This is a genomic window from Bradyrhizobium sp. USDA 4341 (assembly GCF_054063755.1).
On the sequence record NZ_JBSSGO010000002.1, the window covers coordinates 9270531 to 9285221 of the forward strand.

The window sequence follows — 14691 nt, forward strand, 5'->3', positions numbered from 1 at the left end:
TCGGGCCGACCTCATCATCTGATACCGACTGAAGGCGCATCAGCTTCCGTCACCGCAGTTCGGCCCGTCGCCGGTGACGGGCCTAAACCGCTCAGCTTTCGGGACGGTACGTCCGGAAGATCCTGGTATCGCAAGGATACTTCGACCGTGTCGCCTGGCTGCAACTCGGTATCTTCGCTTGCGGCAATCTGTTCCGGCCCGTTCTTACCCTTCCTGACGATGGTAATGTCGGGCTTGCTTCCGCTCCCTCGCACGAGCTGTGATCGAACCATAGCGGTGTACTGAATCTTCTCACCCACCGCCTGCAATCTCTCGCGAACCTGGTTAAGCCTCAAGCTCGTGTCCTGCAGCTCACGTAGCAGGTCAAGCCGCCGCTGATCATCGAGCTTTGTCAGCCTTCTGGAGAGTTCATCCTGCTGCTTCTTGACCTGCAGCAGCTGCGCAGAGGTCTGCAACCTCCTGGTTGACGACAGTAAAACCGCCCGGCGCGCATCTGTAACGCGCGGGCTGGTCAGGGTGCCTTTGGCGAACATTTCTTGCGCTTTTTGCAACTCGTCCTGGTCGGATTGAAATCCCTCCTCTTCCCTTTTTTGCTGCTCGGACAGCACGCGCACTTCCTCGTCTCCCTGCCGAACACCGCGCTGGAGGAAATCCTTCTCCTGCTGATAGTCACTCTGCTTCGCCTTCAAATACTCCGTTTCAGCATTGAAGATTTCTGAAATCGCCGATCGAGCTATCGGTGCCTCCTTCGTAGCGTTTGGAGCGATCTGGGTCGCCTCTCCGAGTTCCGTCTTGATACGCCACGAGCGCGCCTGCTCTTTGGCGAATTCTGTCCAAAGCGATCCGTACTCGGCTCTCAGGTCCGCCAGATCGAGATACGGATTGTTCATTCTCACATGCATGATGTCGTAACCGCTCGCCAGCGCTATGAGTTGACGTGCGGTGATCGACGGAAGGTAAGGATACTGGCCCGGCTTCGAGACATCTCCATTGATGTATATCGGCCGGTAGTCTGCCACGGTTGCCGTGATTTCATCTGCATCTATCACGATGACGCTTTCACGCCCTTCCGGACTTCTCTGTCGAAACACCTTGTTCGCTAGGGCAGCGCCGACCTTGGCTCGGATCTGCGGCAAGCTCAGGCCCGCTACCTGAAGCACTCCGACGAGCGGCAACGATATGTTCCCGTCCGTCTGGACGGCTGCACGAGATCGCAGCTCCGGCACGCCCGCGGCCGCGACCTCCAGCACATCTCCGGCATTGACGAGATATTCGGCTTTCGCTTGTGCCACTGAAATCGTTAAGCAGAGAGCGGCCAAGCCCCATTTGATATAGCCGCCGAGGCCGTTGCCCGTGATACCGAGTCTGAAACGCTTGCGCGGTGTGAAGTTCGGCATGACGGCAACTTTCTCTGCGACGTGGTCACCAGGATGAAACCCGCGGAATCTGTCGGCGTGCCGACACGTCAACACCGCTGACGCTCCGGTAGCCATCGAGACGGACGATCGGCAAAACCGAGGTTCGTTCCCACATCTGTCGGGGGGGCAGGACGTACCGCCCACATTCTCGATTGATCGGCCTTGTTGATCGTCAATTCGAGGTTGCATCAGACCCATGGAGATGTGCGAGCGAGCGGATCGCCACTCGAATTTAGTCCGGTCGTGCCGCGGCTCAATGGACCATCGTAATTACCCATTTATTGCCTTTCCCAAGCTGTGACCCGGAATGTACTGATTCAGCAGGAAATGAGCCGTTGGGCCGTAGAGTGCCATGAACGTTGCGTTCTTCACCAGCTTGCCGGCCTCCGCCAACCTTCCGGCGCATCCGGTCGATGGCAGCAGGGTGAATTCAGCAGGTGCCGTCAGGCCGGTTAATGGCCGCACTGGCTGTGGCCGCTGCCGAATTCCTCGCCAGCGTGATTTCGGCTCGTTTCGCGGTCGTCGTCTACCACAGGTTGATGCCGTGACCACTCGCCGGTTTCGGCCAGCTACCCTCGTCTCGAAAGGCGCATGAATGCCTATTGATGTGACTCAGCCGGCCGCACCTTCCGCTAGCCTTGCTCCCTTGAGTGAGCCCACTTGCGCTGTTTGACCTGGCTGCCGCAACGGAGCTCCAATTATCAGCGCTGGTATGAAAATGTTACAGAATACAACGGATAGCTGGATGAATCGGGACGATCCGCCGCCGCCGGAGTTTCATCCTACGTCGGTCATTTCTCCGCGAGCGGTGGTTGCCTTCATAAGACGACGGCTGTTGACCATATCACTGGCGTGTTGCGCAGCGCTTGGTGTTGCCATGCTCTACCTCATCATGGCGGCTCCAACGTTTATTTCCAAGGCGCAACTTATCGTAGATTCGAAAGCGACCCCCAGCGACGTTGCGGCAGTCGCAACCATCGTCGAGAGTCAGATCGGCATCATCAGGTCCGAGAGCATCGCTAGTGCCGTGATCGAGAAGCTCGGTCTTGCGCAGGATCCGGAATTTGCCGGCGGCCAGGGTAATAGCGTGCTGTCCGTATCGCGTCTGCTCGGCTGGACTAGACCGGAAGGCAAAGGTAGCGCCATGCGCTACGCCGTGGAATCCTTCGGACAAAGGCTTACCGCCAAGCGTGTCGGTCCCACATACCTTGTCGAGCTCACCTTCAGTTCCAAAGACCCTGATCGAGCAGCGCAGATTCTGAACGCCGTCGCGGAAAAGTACATTACTCACCAAATGGACCAGGGCGGCTCGTTGCAAGATGAGACGTGGGTCCGGGAGCGACTGAATGGCTTGAGCACTCAAGCGTCAGCTGCGCAGAAGGCACTCGAGGACTTCAACAGAAACAAAAAGGATGAGCCGGATTCCGCTGCCAATATGGATAAGTTGGTAGCCGCTGCGGAATCATCCAAAAGTGCCTATGATAATTTTCGTCACATGCTGCGCAGGCTGGAGGCTACGCGACAACAGTCCTCGCCGGTGTTTGCCGCGAGTCTGATTACTCAGGCGTTGCCTCCCCTGAGGGCCGCTTCGCCAAAGCCAAAGAATGTGCTTGCAATAGCGCTCCTTGGCGGGCTGCTTCTTGGCCTCGCCGTCGCTGTGCTGCAGGATCTGATGGATGGCAACATGCACTTCGGTGCGTGGGACATCTTGCGCGGACACGATGATAGAGCCGAGTGGCCTGTCCCGGACCCAGTTCGACCGGATCATCAATCTGAAGCATCGACAAAGACGAGGCCAGTACGCCTTACGGGTTCGGGGTGAGAGCGGAGCAACCATTTTCAGCAACGCTTGGGATCCATTGTGTTGGACGGCGGGCGGGCAGGCACCATCGGATGATCAGTATCAGGCACGATGGCACCTTGGCCCGGCGAGCACGGCGCAGAGATCGTGGCGTGAGCCGCATCCCAGGCGCAACCTTTGAGACGACAGTGGCCCGTCCATCTCGAAGGCCGATGGAATTCGCGTTCGGAAGACGTCATGCTTGTGGCTGGGATCAAGACAAGGTGCGGATTCGACGCGGTGTGGCCATGTCGATAGAACCGCTCAAGCTCGCTCGAGGTGAGCTTCAGGGGCTTGCGAGCCGCTGCGCACCGAGAAGCCGTGCGTTCGCGTTCGGCCGCGCTGGAAGGCAAGGAGCCGGCCCGTCATGACCGTTGCGCTAAGATATGGTGGCGGAACTCCCTATCATCGCGCGTCTGCGTATTCGCTCGGCCAAAGTGCAAAATGGCTCTTTCTGGCGGTCGTTTTCATACTGCCCTTTCAGCGAGTGCCGTTTGTCAATACGAACCTACTCGGCATCCAGGGCTGCAAGCCCTTCAACCTGTTGTCGGCGGGAGTCCTGGTCTATTTGTTATTCCGAGTTTCGCTCTTATCAGCGACCGACAAAATTGAACGGACGTCCATCCGCGTTCTCCTGCTATATTTCGTAACCTTTGCCATTGCTTTCGCTAGATCGATCGCCAATGCGCCTCTGCTTCACGAGCGCCTCCCGGATGTCTTTCCAGAGTCCTATCTGGATTACATCATGTCATACGGCATGGTTCCGGCGTTCTACATAGTGCCGTTTCTGTTCATTCTGAAGCGATGTCGCTCATTTTCGGAGATTGAGACAGTCGTCAACGCAATCTGCGTTTCGATTCTACTCCTATCGGCCAGCTTCATCTTCGTCGCCCTCATGAATCCGTCGGCCGCACTTTCAGGGCGGGCCGCCGTTAACGATTTGTGTGAAGCCTACTTCGGCATCCACTACAATACGATGGGCACGATATACATCTGCACGGCGCCTTTGTTGCTGTACAAGGCACTTACTCGTAGCTCACTCTGGATAGTGCCCGTCGCCTTGTCGCTTTTGGGGCTCCTTCTACTCTCATCGCGCAGCGCGCTTCTAACCGTTGCGGGCTCCTATGTTCTGCTTCTGATTTACAAGCGTAAATTCGCTGTCCTGGCTGCCGGCGCCGCGATGGTGGCCATCGCATCCGTTCTCTGGATCGCGCCGACTATGGATGCCATCCTTTCCATTGGTTTCGACGGGACTTCGGACGTGTCGGCTGATGAATTGCTTACTGGCCGTGTAGATTTCATCTGGATCCCGCTACTCAATGAATGGACGAGTGATCTCGGCCTGTTTCTATTCGGCGCGGGTCGGTCCGGAATCATAACCAGCGAAGCTTGGTACACGGGAACGCTTATACAGGCTACTCATGCACACAACGCAATCATCGACTTCTTTCTCGACTGTGGGGCGATCGCGACCGGCATTCTTCTCGCTCTTATGTGCGTCGGGATATCAACCGCGTGGCGTGTCGGCCGACGGTTGCATAGCGACCTGTATTGGGCCTTGTTTGCGTGCATCGTCGGCTATGGAATAAGCATGTTTACAGAGCGAGAGGTATTTCCATCGTTCGAGAACATGTACCTGTTCCTTCTCATCGCGATGATGGTCAACCTGGCACGCCTGTCTTCGCGCGCCAGACCTCAGCATGAGCCGCGTCCCGCTTGATGCGGGTGACGCGGGCGCCGCAAACGCAACGACAAGCCGGTGGAGGTAACTCCAGTTCTCCGTCTCTGAACGGAGCGACCGTCTTGCAACGAAGCAATCGAGCCCGCTTAATGGCGACATTTCACTTCGCATCGTTCCAATTGTGGTGCATTCCAGCATGACGCTGTTCGGGCAAGAGATAGCGGTTCGCAAAAGCCCGATCGAAATCTGGGGCCTGGTCCGGCGGTACAGAATATGCCCCAAGCCGGCCGGAACGATTTGTCGTTGTGCCTCGCAGGGAGCGCTCCAGTGATAGGGCCGCTCAAGCGTCTCACGCAGCGCCTGCTCATCGGCGCTCTCGGATTTGACAACTATCTCTTCTTCGTCGCTCAAGCGCGCATCGCTACGATAAAGACGTTTCGTTATGAAGCCGACTTTCTGTACTTTCTTAACATGGTGCCGAACGACGGCGTGATCCTCGACATCGGCGCCAATATCGGAGTGACGGCCTATTTCTTGGCGGCCACGAAGCCCGGCTCCCGAGTCCATGCGTTCGAGCCGGGGCCCGAGAACTTCAGGAGCCTGACGCGCGTGGTCGCCCAGCATACGCTCGCGAACGTGACGGTTCATGAATGCGGCCTGGGCCGTCAGGCCGCAGCGCTTCCGATGATCATGCCCGTGATAGGCGGCATTAAGCGACACGCCCTGTGCCAAGTCGACGACGGGCACTCCGAATACAAGGAAGGCATCCGCTTCCAGATCAAGATCGAGACGCTCGACGATGTTCCGGACCTCAAGACACGCACGGACGTGCACGCGATCAAGATCGATGTCGAGGAATTCGAGGCCGAGGTGCTGAAAGGAGGTATGGAACTGATAAGGCGCTGCCGTCCGCTCATCTTCTGCGAGATATGGAAGCCAGAGAATCGCAACGAGATCCGTGCAATGTTCGAACGCGAGCGCTACCGTATGTACGGCTATGAGCATGGCATGCTCAAGCCTGCCGGATCTGGCCTCAAGAACTTCACAGGGAATTTCTTCATTATTCCCGATGAATGTCCGCTGCCCCAGTAGAGATCGCACCGGTGTCCCGATTCCCCTCGCGCGCACGACACAGCGTGTGCGCGAGGGGGAAGCCAGGCGCGCGTCACAGCTCCTCGGTGCCAAAGTACTACTCACGAAGAGCAACGCAGCGACACGCAGCGCTCCATTGGGAACGCCACCTCCCGTTGCGCCCGAGGGCCAAATGAGTTCAAATCGACTTGGGAAGCTCGGCTCCACTGGATAGATGAAGGGCCGAGGCCAAGGGCTAGTCGCATCATGCTGTGCCTGATGCCGCTCTACCGCAGTCGAGAACAAACGAATTGTCGTGACGCGCATCCTAATTGTAACGCACAAACCGCTCGCAAGCCTGACCAACGGGCATGACCTCCGTGTGTGGCACTTGTGCCGCGAATTGGCGAAGCGGCATGAACTGTACCTTTTGACGGTGAACCTCGGTTCAACAGACGAATCTAGCGCCAGCCTAGTTGGCTTGTCCGATGTCTTCAAAAAAAGTGCGAAAACGCCGAAGTTTCCGGCTCACAGGCCCTCACTGAAGAGGCACTTCCGTCGAAATGATTCAGACTACTTCTCGCTCTCTTATCCAGATCACTTTTCAACGGTTACCAAAGCGATAGCTGGCTTCTGCGAAGAGAACAGTATCGATCACATGATTGTCTTCTGCCTCGTGCTTGCTGAGTTCGTCCGACCGTTTTCGAGCGATAAGAAGATACTCTTTGATCTCATCGACAGCGAAGTCCTAACGCTGACCAGACAAATACAGTTCTTTCCGCCGTGGCCCGCGCAGCTGAGAACGCGTCTCGACGCGCGCCTGATGCTCGCGCGCCGCGCAAGGGCGGAGGCGTGTTTGCCGCTTTGGTTCAACCACGTCACAACAGTCAATGATGCCGATTCTGATACTGTTTGCAGGCTGTCTGGCAGAACTGCGAACGTCAGCACGGTACCGAACGGAGTCTCGCCCGACCTGATGGACGCATTTGACGCAAATGCGCGTGTCGCCAAGCGGAGGGGAGTGGCATTTTGGGGCAACCTTGCCTTCAAACCAAACAGCGATGCGGTTCGGTTCTTTTACCAGTACGTCTATCGACCGTACTTGGCTCCGGCCGGAATTGAGTGGTGCGTGGTGGGCAAGGATGCGGAGAGTTGGCTTCTGGAGGAAGCAAAGCGAGACGACGGCATTCGCCTTACTGGATTCGTCGACGACATCCGTCCGGTGCTCGCTGAGTATCCGATAATGGTAAACCCAATGCGAATTGGCAGCGGATTAAAGAACAAGGTACTTGAGGCGTTTGCCATGGGGCTGGCCGTGGTTTCAACGGGAGTAGGCATCGAAGCGCTTGGCATGGCGCGAGAAGGCGTCGATTATCTGCGAGCTGACGAGCCCGAGAAGGTTGCGGATGCGATCAAGCTGCTCATCGAAGACGAAAGACTTCGGTATTCCATGATCCAGAGTGCTCGAAAAGTCATGCTGGAGCACTACACCTGGAAAAGGGTCGCTCGCGACATGGATGCACTCCTGGCCTCGGCGTGAGTGCCGCGAGAGGTTCGGTCATGGCTGCCTTCGGTTTGACGACCGTGGTCTGACAGGATGATGCATCGATCGATCCTACGAGGTTGATGAGGAGTGGCTCGAGAAAGGTGAGGCGAGAGTGATCCAATTGCCATCAAATCGTTGTTCGCTTCGTGCGATTGTCGTTCCGTCCCGTGTTTCTGGAAGTCCATCAGGGAGTTCTGATCGCTTTCCTGGAAGGTGCGCCGACCCCGATTCGCGCCTTTGGTCGTCGACGCCGTCGGTAGGTCGCTGACCCATGGCATCTATATTGCGTCAAGGAATTGCACTCTCGGCTGCACAATACACCGAGCAGGTCATCATGTTGTTGACGCCGATCGTTCTGGTGCGAACGATTGGCGCCACGGCGTTTGGCGAATATCGGCTGTTCTGGCTACTCGTAACCACGGTGGCCCTGTTGTTCTCCTTCAACATGCCCCGGAGCTTGCTTTTCTTCTTTGTCCGGCTGGATGCAGAGGGGCGGCGGGTTTACGTCGGGCAGACGGTCTTGTTCCTGCTCGCCGTAACGACGGTTGCGGTGCTTCTGGTTTTTGCCTTTCGTCCTGTCCTTCCATCGGGCATGAAGGATCTGCTGCACGACCACGGGTTGTTGCTGGCGATGTTCATGTTCGTGTGGAATCTGGGCTTATTGCTGGATGTGTTACCCAACGCCGTGGGGCGAATCCGTTGGCAAGCGCAAGCAATCCTGGCTTCGTCCGTGCTGAGAGCCGCGCTGATAATTTCCGCAGCAGTTGTTTTTCATCGATTTGAAGAGGTGCTGATCGCGGCGTTGATTGCAGCTAGCGTGCGCGTAGTACTTCTTGCCGTCTTCATTGCGCGCTACTGCGGCATCCGACTTTTCCCAATTGAGAAGGAGCAGTTTCGCGCGCAGCTTCGCTACGCCCTTCCTTTCGGTGTGGCCGGCTTGCTGTGGAGTGTACGGAAACAGGCGGAACTTTGGATTGTCGCGACGATGTTTTCGTCGGGCATGTTCGGCATTTTTTCAATCGCAACCATGCTCCTGATGCCGTTCGAAGTCTTGAGAGGCGGGCTGGGGAACTTGCTCCTGCCGAAGATGAGTCATTTCCATTCGTTGGGGCGCCACGAAGAACTGTTGCGGCTGAACAATCAGGGCAACGTTATCATTAGTGCGGTCATGTTCCCCGCCATCGCGGCATTGTTCGTCTTTGCGGAAGAAGTCATTCAGTTTCTGTTTACGAAGGAGTACGTGAGTGGCGCTCCGGTGCTGCGCATTTATTTGATTCAAACATTGATCTCGACCGAGATTACCACTCTGCTCAATGTATTTGGACAGGGGTCGGCCAACATGCGTTATGAAGCTGTGATCCTTCCGTTTGCCGTGTTAACAAGCCTGGCCGGCGTCTGGTACTACGGCTTGCCGGGGGCGGCGATCGGGTCGGTATTCACAACTTTCGTTGTGTATATCTTGTTTCTCAGAAGACTTTCAAAGGTGATGAGCATTCCGATCGCAAGGTTGCAGGATTGGAAGAACCTTGGACTAATTCTGGTCGCATCGGTGTTGGCGGCAGTGCTGGTACGGCTTTCGTTTGATCTGCTGCAGGCGCCGGTTCCGGTTGCCGCGCTGGTTGGTCCGGCTGCGGTTCTGGTGTGTTATGTGGCGATGTTGTTTGTGACCGGATACTATCGAACACTGGCTGAGGTTCGGAGAGAATGGGGAGTTCTCGGGGCGTGATGGAAGGTGATCTGCATTGCGCGGTTGCCTGAATATCAGCGCGAGGACGCGACGGCCATCGAGAGAGGCTCAGCCCTTATCCGGATCCCGGCGGATGCTCCTCCCAGGCGCGATCGACAAAGGCCGGGCGTGAGCAGGTGAGGAGCCACGGCGGGACGTTCACTCGTCAGTGGGCCTTCGGCTGGCCATCTGGCCAATCGTATTCGGTTGCGATACCGCGCATGATTTCGTTGGCCAACTCTCCGCCTTGATCCCCGTTCGTCATGATAACAGCGCCATCTCCATTTTCGAACATCGTCATCACGCTGACGAACCCGTCGTTGACGCCTGCATGTAGAATTCGTCGATGCGGCGCGACCCCTAGTACAATCGGACCAAGTCCGTAGTTGCCAAGGCCGGGTGTGAGCATTTGGAGAGCCGTAGCCTGCGACAGCACGGAAGCATCTCGACCGGTCCAGGCGCGGACCACACCCAGCGCAAAATGTGCAACGTCAGTAGGTGTCGTCCACAATCCTGCGGCAGCCAGCTCGGGATAGATATGCGGACCGCCCGGTACCGGCTCTCCGGTCGCCCGGTAGGGTGTTGCGGCCATTGGAGCGTCATTCTTGGGCAGTGGCTGTAGGAAACTGCTGTGGGTCATCCCGAACGGCTTGAGGACAACTTCTTCAAGCAATTCTGGAAACGGTTTGCCGGTTACGTCGATGAGCAATTGCTGCACAATGGTATAGCCGCCGCTGGAGTACTCGAACCGTGTGCCGGGCTCATGATCGACAAGGACAGGCGCGGTATTTGCAGAACCGCATAGTGCAAACCAATCGTGCGCTGACGGCTGGAACCGGGTTAGGTCACGACACAACAGCGACGCGCCATTGAGAACGTCGCCGAGTGACGGAATGGGTGCGCCTGCAGGATATCCCGGAAAATATGGAACGGTTATGCCAGCCGAATGATTCAGCAGTCTTCGAAGTGTCACCTTCGATTGATCGGTGAACGAGTTGACAGGGAGCTTCCAGGACTTAAGGGATAGATTGACGTCGCCATCGAGATCGAGCTTCGCGGCCTGAACCAATGCGAGCGCCGCAACAGCAGTAACCGGTTTGCTGATCGACGCCGCCTGGAATAAAGTTTCAGGCGTTACAGGCGGACCACCAATGCTGGCAGCCCCGAACCCCCGAGCTTCGACTACGCCGCCGTGAACCACCGCGATGCTGACGCCGGGAACGTGCAGTTCGTTCATCCGATCAGCAAGTTTCATCGGAGGTGCGGCCGCGGTGTCAGCCCGCAGTCCATTCACGATACGCTGCATGCGCTGTTCGAAGTCGCCGTTGCTGCCTGCGAGCGCGCCGTCCTGTGCAAGCGAAGCCTGGAGGGCTGCGACGCTTCCTATGATGACGAGCAAGGCGCTGCAGCCGACGTTGAGAATCATCGACGTGGAGCTCCGCGGGCGGCCGGTGGATTGGACCATGCGAGCATTTCTAGCAATACGGCGGCACGTCCGGTAGGGACGTCGTCAACCGTTGAAACCGCCGCCTCTGCCGGTGCAATCCGCCGCCGCACGCGGCTTCTACAGCTAGACAACCCCTTTCCAGACGGCTGCAGAACTCTCCTTGGTCGGCGCACATTCGGAGCCGGCTGGCCCGGCTTTTGCTGCGATCGAGAATGGGTAATCCGAAAGGGTCGAGCCGCGTATCGACCCAAAAGATTATGCTTGTGAGAGAAGCGGCGCGCACCAGGAGCAGTGTGCCTTCAATCGATAGAGTTCGAGCGATCCCGAGAGACGAGCCGAGCAGAGGGTGCAGTAGATGACGGTCCTGATGCGCTTCTCCGGAGGTTTTGGGGGCGGCGTGGTTTTGAATGCAAGGAATTTTTTGACGGAAGGTGATGCGTTTACGCAAACACAGGAGGCGGCGTTCTTTGCCTCAATCCGCCTGCGGAACGGCACCTATAAGACCACCGATCATCATCGCCTCGACGATCTCAATAAGCTCGTTATCGATGAGTGGAAGAAACTCGGCAGCCGGCCGAGCCAGATCATGGACGTCGGCGTATCATCAGGGATTTCCTCCGTCGAATGGGCGGATGCCCTGACGCGCGCTGGCATCGAGGCGAAGATCCTGGCGACGGATCTGTGCATGCGCGGGAGCCTCGTGCGCCTGTTGCCAGGATATGAGGTCCTTCTCGATCGCGATGGCAAAGTGCTTCAGCACATCGTTGCTGACCGTCCGGTGCGCTGGTACCTGAATGGTCCCCGAGATTTTCTCAAGGGGACCGGATTCGTGGTCGCCGGGCTGAACACACTTGCAGGCGTGCTGCTGCCCCTGACGAACATGCGGGAAGCGGGGAAGGATGTACTTCTGGTGAACCCGCATGCCCGCGACGACGCTCGGCTGAGCTTTGCCGAAGATGACATTCTGGCGCCTAACCCTGCTCATCTGCGCGGCCGGTTCAACGCAATCCGCGTGTCAAATCTGCTCAATCATGGCTATTTCAACGAAGCGCAGTTGCGCGGCGCGGTCGGCAACCTGAGGGATCGCCTGGTCGGTGCCGGTTCGTTCCTCATTGTGAATCGAACGCTTGCGAACGGCACCAATCACGGCACGCTCTTCCGGCTTGATGGCGCAAACAGATTTGAGACGGTGGCCAAGCTTCGGGAGGGGAGTGAGATTGAGAGTATCGTACTGTCGGCATGACGCGGGACGATCGAGCTTCTCGATGAAGGCATGGCTTGCTCTTTCGCTACACGAACTGAGAAGCCGTACACCTCGAGTTCGCGGGCAAAGCGTCGCAGAGCTTCTTTTGATGGTGCGGTCCCATTAGGCACGAGGTTTCGGGTGCGTATTCTCTCGATGGATTTTTCCATCCCTTATCTGATGAAAGATGAGAACTACCCGATTGGCGGGTGGGCGATCGAGCTCGCAGTCTGGCTTCGTGCGCTTGAGAACGCCGGACACGAAACCGCTGTTCTCACCTGGAAGGGCGCACTGGAGCACGTAGGTTCGGGACAGCAAATCAAACTCATAGAGACCTACGATCCCGCGCGTGGTATTCGGGTCGCGAAGTATTTCTATTCGTACATTCCGAAAGTATTGGCGGCCGCCCGCAGCTATCGCCCGGATATTATGATCCAGGGAGTATGTGGAATACACACCGCCATCATGGCGTTCGTCGCCGATCAGCTGAAGGTTCCATTCGTTTATCGCGTTGTGAGTGACATAGATGTCGATGAGCGATGCAAAGCGCTTCTGCCATCCCATGAATGGATATCCTATTCGTGGGCCCGGCATCGCACCGCCGGGTTTCTCTGTCAGAATGAGTATCAGCGCGGAAAGTTGGCAGCGCTTTTTCCGGGCAAACCAATCCACGTCCTGCATAATCCGTTTGCCGTAGCAGAGGACGCGGCCGCTCCTTTGCCGCGCGCAGAACGCGGGTACGTTGCCTGGCTCGGTGTCTTCCGCTATCCGAAGAATCTGCCCTTGCTTTTCCGGATTGCCCAGGCATTGCCGGCCGTCAAGTTTCGCGTGGCGGGGATGACGTCGCCCAATACCGATCAATCGACGATGGACGCCTTGAATGGCTTGCGTCAGCTGCCAAACGTGGAATTGGTCGGCTATGTGCGGCGGGCGGACGTTCAGAAATTTCTATCAGAAGCGACAATGCTTCTCTGTACGTCGGATTTCGAAGGCTTCTCAAACGCATTTCTGGAGGCGCTGGCCGTCGGCGCACCCATCGTGACGCGCCGGCATGTTGATCCGGATGCGATTGTCGAACGCCATGTTCTCGGCGCTTCGGTTGAAGACGAGTTGGCGCTTTCTAGATCTGTGAGTGAGATTTGGAATATGGACGCGGGTGAATACAACGCGCTCAGTCGGCGATGCCAGATTTATGTCAAGGCAAATCACTCCCCGATGGTGAAGACTCACGAATTGATGGCGGCTTTGACACCCCTTGTCGCTAGGTCGAGGCACTTGGGTGCAGCTGTTATGCACTGAGCCGTTCGCTCGTTGTCCATCGAGACCGGTGATGAGCAACGCGGGACGCGCGTGGTGAGGCGCTTGATCGGATCCGCCCGTTGATTTTGCGTCCGGTGATTTTGCGTCCGGCGTCAACAAGCGAGACAAGGGTCCTATCGGCACCACCGCCATCGACGCTCTGGTAGTGTGATCCGCCAGCGAGGCAGACACGTTGACCGCAAGGCTCCGCGTCGCGATGCAATTGATCATGCATTCTTTCCGAGCTGATCCCTGGCGGTAGTCCTTATTTTCCCTCGATTGAGCCCCTCGATAAATTGCATCGAGATTTGAATGGGTTACCTTAGTATGACTGCGCAGTTTGCGACGGTCGCGGGACCGAACAGGGATGGCAATGAGAGTAGTTTTACCCTTTATCTTCGCGCTGGCTGGGAGCGTGGCGGAAATCTCTAATGGATCGACATCGAGCATTGCCAATGCAGGTGGTCGGAGAACACTGTTGGCTGAGGGCCCATCCGCCGAGACCTACAATGCTGCTGGCACCGATGGGAATACAGCAACCAGCAGAACGGCTGTTTCGTCGGTCACATCATTCTCCGGTAAGCCGCGAACCCGCTTTCAGATCGGCGACGTTAGCTACGGCGTTCACGTTGCAGACCAGGGCTATAGTCTGACCAATCCCGATCCCCAAACCCTGCGCTTCGAGGTCCGCAAGGGCGACCATGCGTGGTACGACAGCTCGTCCGTGGATCGTTCCGAGATCAATTCCACCGTGACCTATCCCGCCGCCACGCCCATCACGCTCAGCTACCAGCTCATGGTGGAGGCGAACGGTAGCAACGGGGCGCTCGTCAACAGCGCGACCGGTTGGTTCATCGTCGGACAGTGGCACAACGACGATGACGCCTCGGGCGTCGGAACCTCGCCTCCGGTCGCGCTGAACATGCAGGGCGATCACCTGCAGGTGCTTGTGCGCTACTGCCCGCCGGGCAAGAATCCGAGCAACGGCGCAGGCTTCGTCGTCACCAAGACACTCTGGACCGACCCCAACCCGATCGTGACCGGCAAGTATCACGACGTGAAAGTACAGGCCCAATTCTCGAACGACACGACCGGCTACCTGAAAGTTTGGATCGATGGGGCACCGGTCGTGAATTACAGCGGGCCGCTGGGCTTTGGGGTCGGCACCAACTGGGAATTCGGAATCTATCGGTCGGCGGCACCCGAGACCGTTGCCGTCAACTACCGAAACTTGATGATAACGACCGGATCGCTGACGCCTGTATCGTCAGAGCGACCGTGACCCACGGTGCGCGACGTCGCCGGCGGCACCGCTTCCCTGGTCCGATGGATGCGGCCGCGATGAAGCAAAACGATCTGCCGCTGGGCTTTTGTTCAGTGCGCGATTATCCGCCTGGCGTTCTCGATTGGCGGATTAGGC

Annotated in this window: 10 protein-coding genes; 8 read left to right on the plus strand and 2 right to left on the minus strand. The window is 57.4% G+C overall.

Annotation, left to right across the window (positions count from 1 at the left end; translation table 11 throughout):
• Positions 1 to 14: 14 nt before the first annotated feature.
• The gene (locus ACVIGB_RS48965) at positions 15 to 1397 is read right to left on the minus strand and encodes a polysaccharide biosynthesis/export family protein (RefSeq protein WP_456723849.1); all 1383 of its coding nucleotides are present in this window, start codon (positions 1395 to 1397) and stop codon (positions 15 to 17) included.
• 766 nt (positions 1398 to 2163) lie between these two features.
• On the opposite strand from ACVIGB_RS48965, the gene ACVIGB_RS48970 reads away from it, so the two are divergent.
• From ACVIGB_RS48970 to ACVIGB_RS48990, 5 genes are all read left to right on the plus strand, one after another.
• Complete coding sequence (locus ACVIGB_RS48970; protein ID WP_171948141.1) at positions 2164 to 3240, plus strand: GumC family protein; 1077 nt, start codon at positions 2164 to 2166, stop codon at positions 3238 to 3240.
• A gap of 385 nt (positions 3241 to 3625) precedes the next feature.
• Positions 3626 to 4978 (plus strand): hypothetical protein, encoded by a 1353-nt coding sequence (locus ACVIGB_RS48975; RefSeq protein ID WP_456723848.1) that lies wholly within the window; start codon positions 3626 to 3628, stop codon positions 4976 to 4978.
• A 288-nt stretch (positions 4979 to 5266) separates the two neighbouring features.
• Positions 5267 to 6031, plus strand: coding sequence for an FkbM family methyltransferase (locus tag ACVIGB_RS48980; RefSeq protein WP_456723847.1), 765 nt, complete (start codon positions 5267 to 5269; stop codon positions 6029 to 6031).
• A 295-nt stretch (positions 6032 to 6326) separates the two neighbouring features.
• The gene (locus ACVIGB_RS48985; protein ID WP_456723846.1) at positions 6327 to 7550 is read left to right on the plus strand and encodes a glycosyltransferase family 4 protein; all 1224 of its coding nucleotides are present in this window, start codon (positions 6327 to 6329) and stop codon (positions 7548 to 7550) included.
• A 277-nt stretch (positions 7551 to 7827) separates the two neighbouring features.
• Positions 7828 to 9282: an oligosaccharide flippase family protein gene (locus ACVIGB_RS48990; RefSeq protein ID WP_456723845.1), complete on the plus strand. Its 1455-nt coding sequence runs from the start codon at positions 7828 to 7830 to the stop codon at positions 9280 to 9282.
• A gap of 166 nt (positions 9283 to 9448) precedes the next feature.
• Here ACVIGB_RS48990 and ACVIGB_RS48995 read toward each other — a convergent pair whose 3' ends face one another.
• The gene (locus tag ACVIGB_RS48995; RefSeq protein WP_456723844.1) at positions 9449 to 10708 is read right to left on the minus strand and encodes a serine hydrolase domain-containing protein; all 1260 of its coding nucleotides are present in this window, start codon (positions 10706 to 10708) and stop codon (positions 9449 to 9451) included.
• A gap of 376 nt (positions 10709 to 11084) precedes the next feature.
• Here ACVIGB_RS48995 and ACVIGB_RS49000 point away from each other — a divergent pair, with 376 nt between their 5' ends.
• From ACVIGB_RS49000 to ACVIGB_RS49010, 3 genes are all read left to right on the plus strand, one after another.
• On the plus strand, positions 11085 to 11972 hold the full coding sequence (locus ACVIGB_RS49000; protein ID WP_456723843.1) for a hypothetical protein: 888 nt from the start codon (positions 11085 to 11087) through the stop codon (positions 11970 to 11972).
• A gap of 141 nt (positions 11973 to 12113) precedes the next feature.
• A complete protein-coding gene (locus tag ACVIGB_RS49005; RefSeq protein ID WP_456723842.1) occupies positions 12114 to 13271 on the plus strand; it encodes a glycosyltransferase family 4 protein in 1158 nt (385 codons plus the stop codon).
• A gap of 478 nt (positions 13272 to 13749) precedes the next feature.
• Positions 13750 to 14553 (plus strand): heparin lyase I family protein, encoded by an 804-nt coding sequence (locus tag ACVIGB_RS49010; RefSeq protein WP_456723841.1) that lies wholly within the window; start codon positions 13750 to 13752, stop codon positions 14551 to 14553.
• The last annotated feature ends 138 nt before the right edge of the window (positions 14554 to 14691 follow it).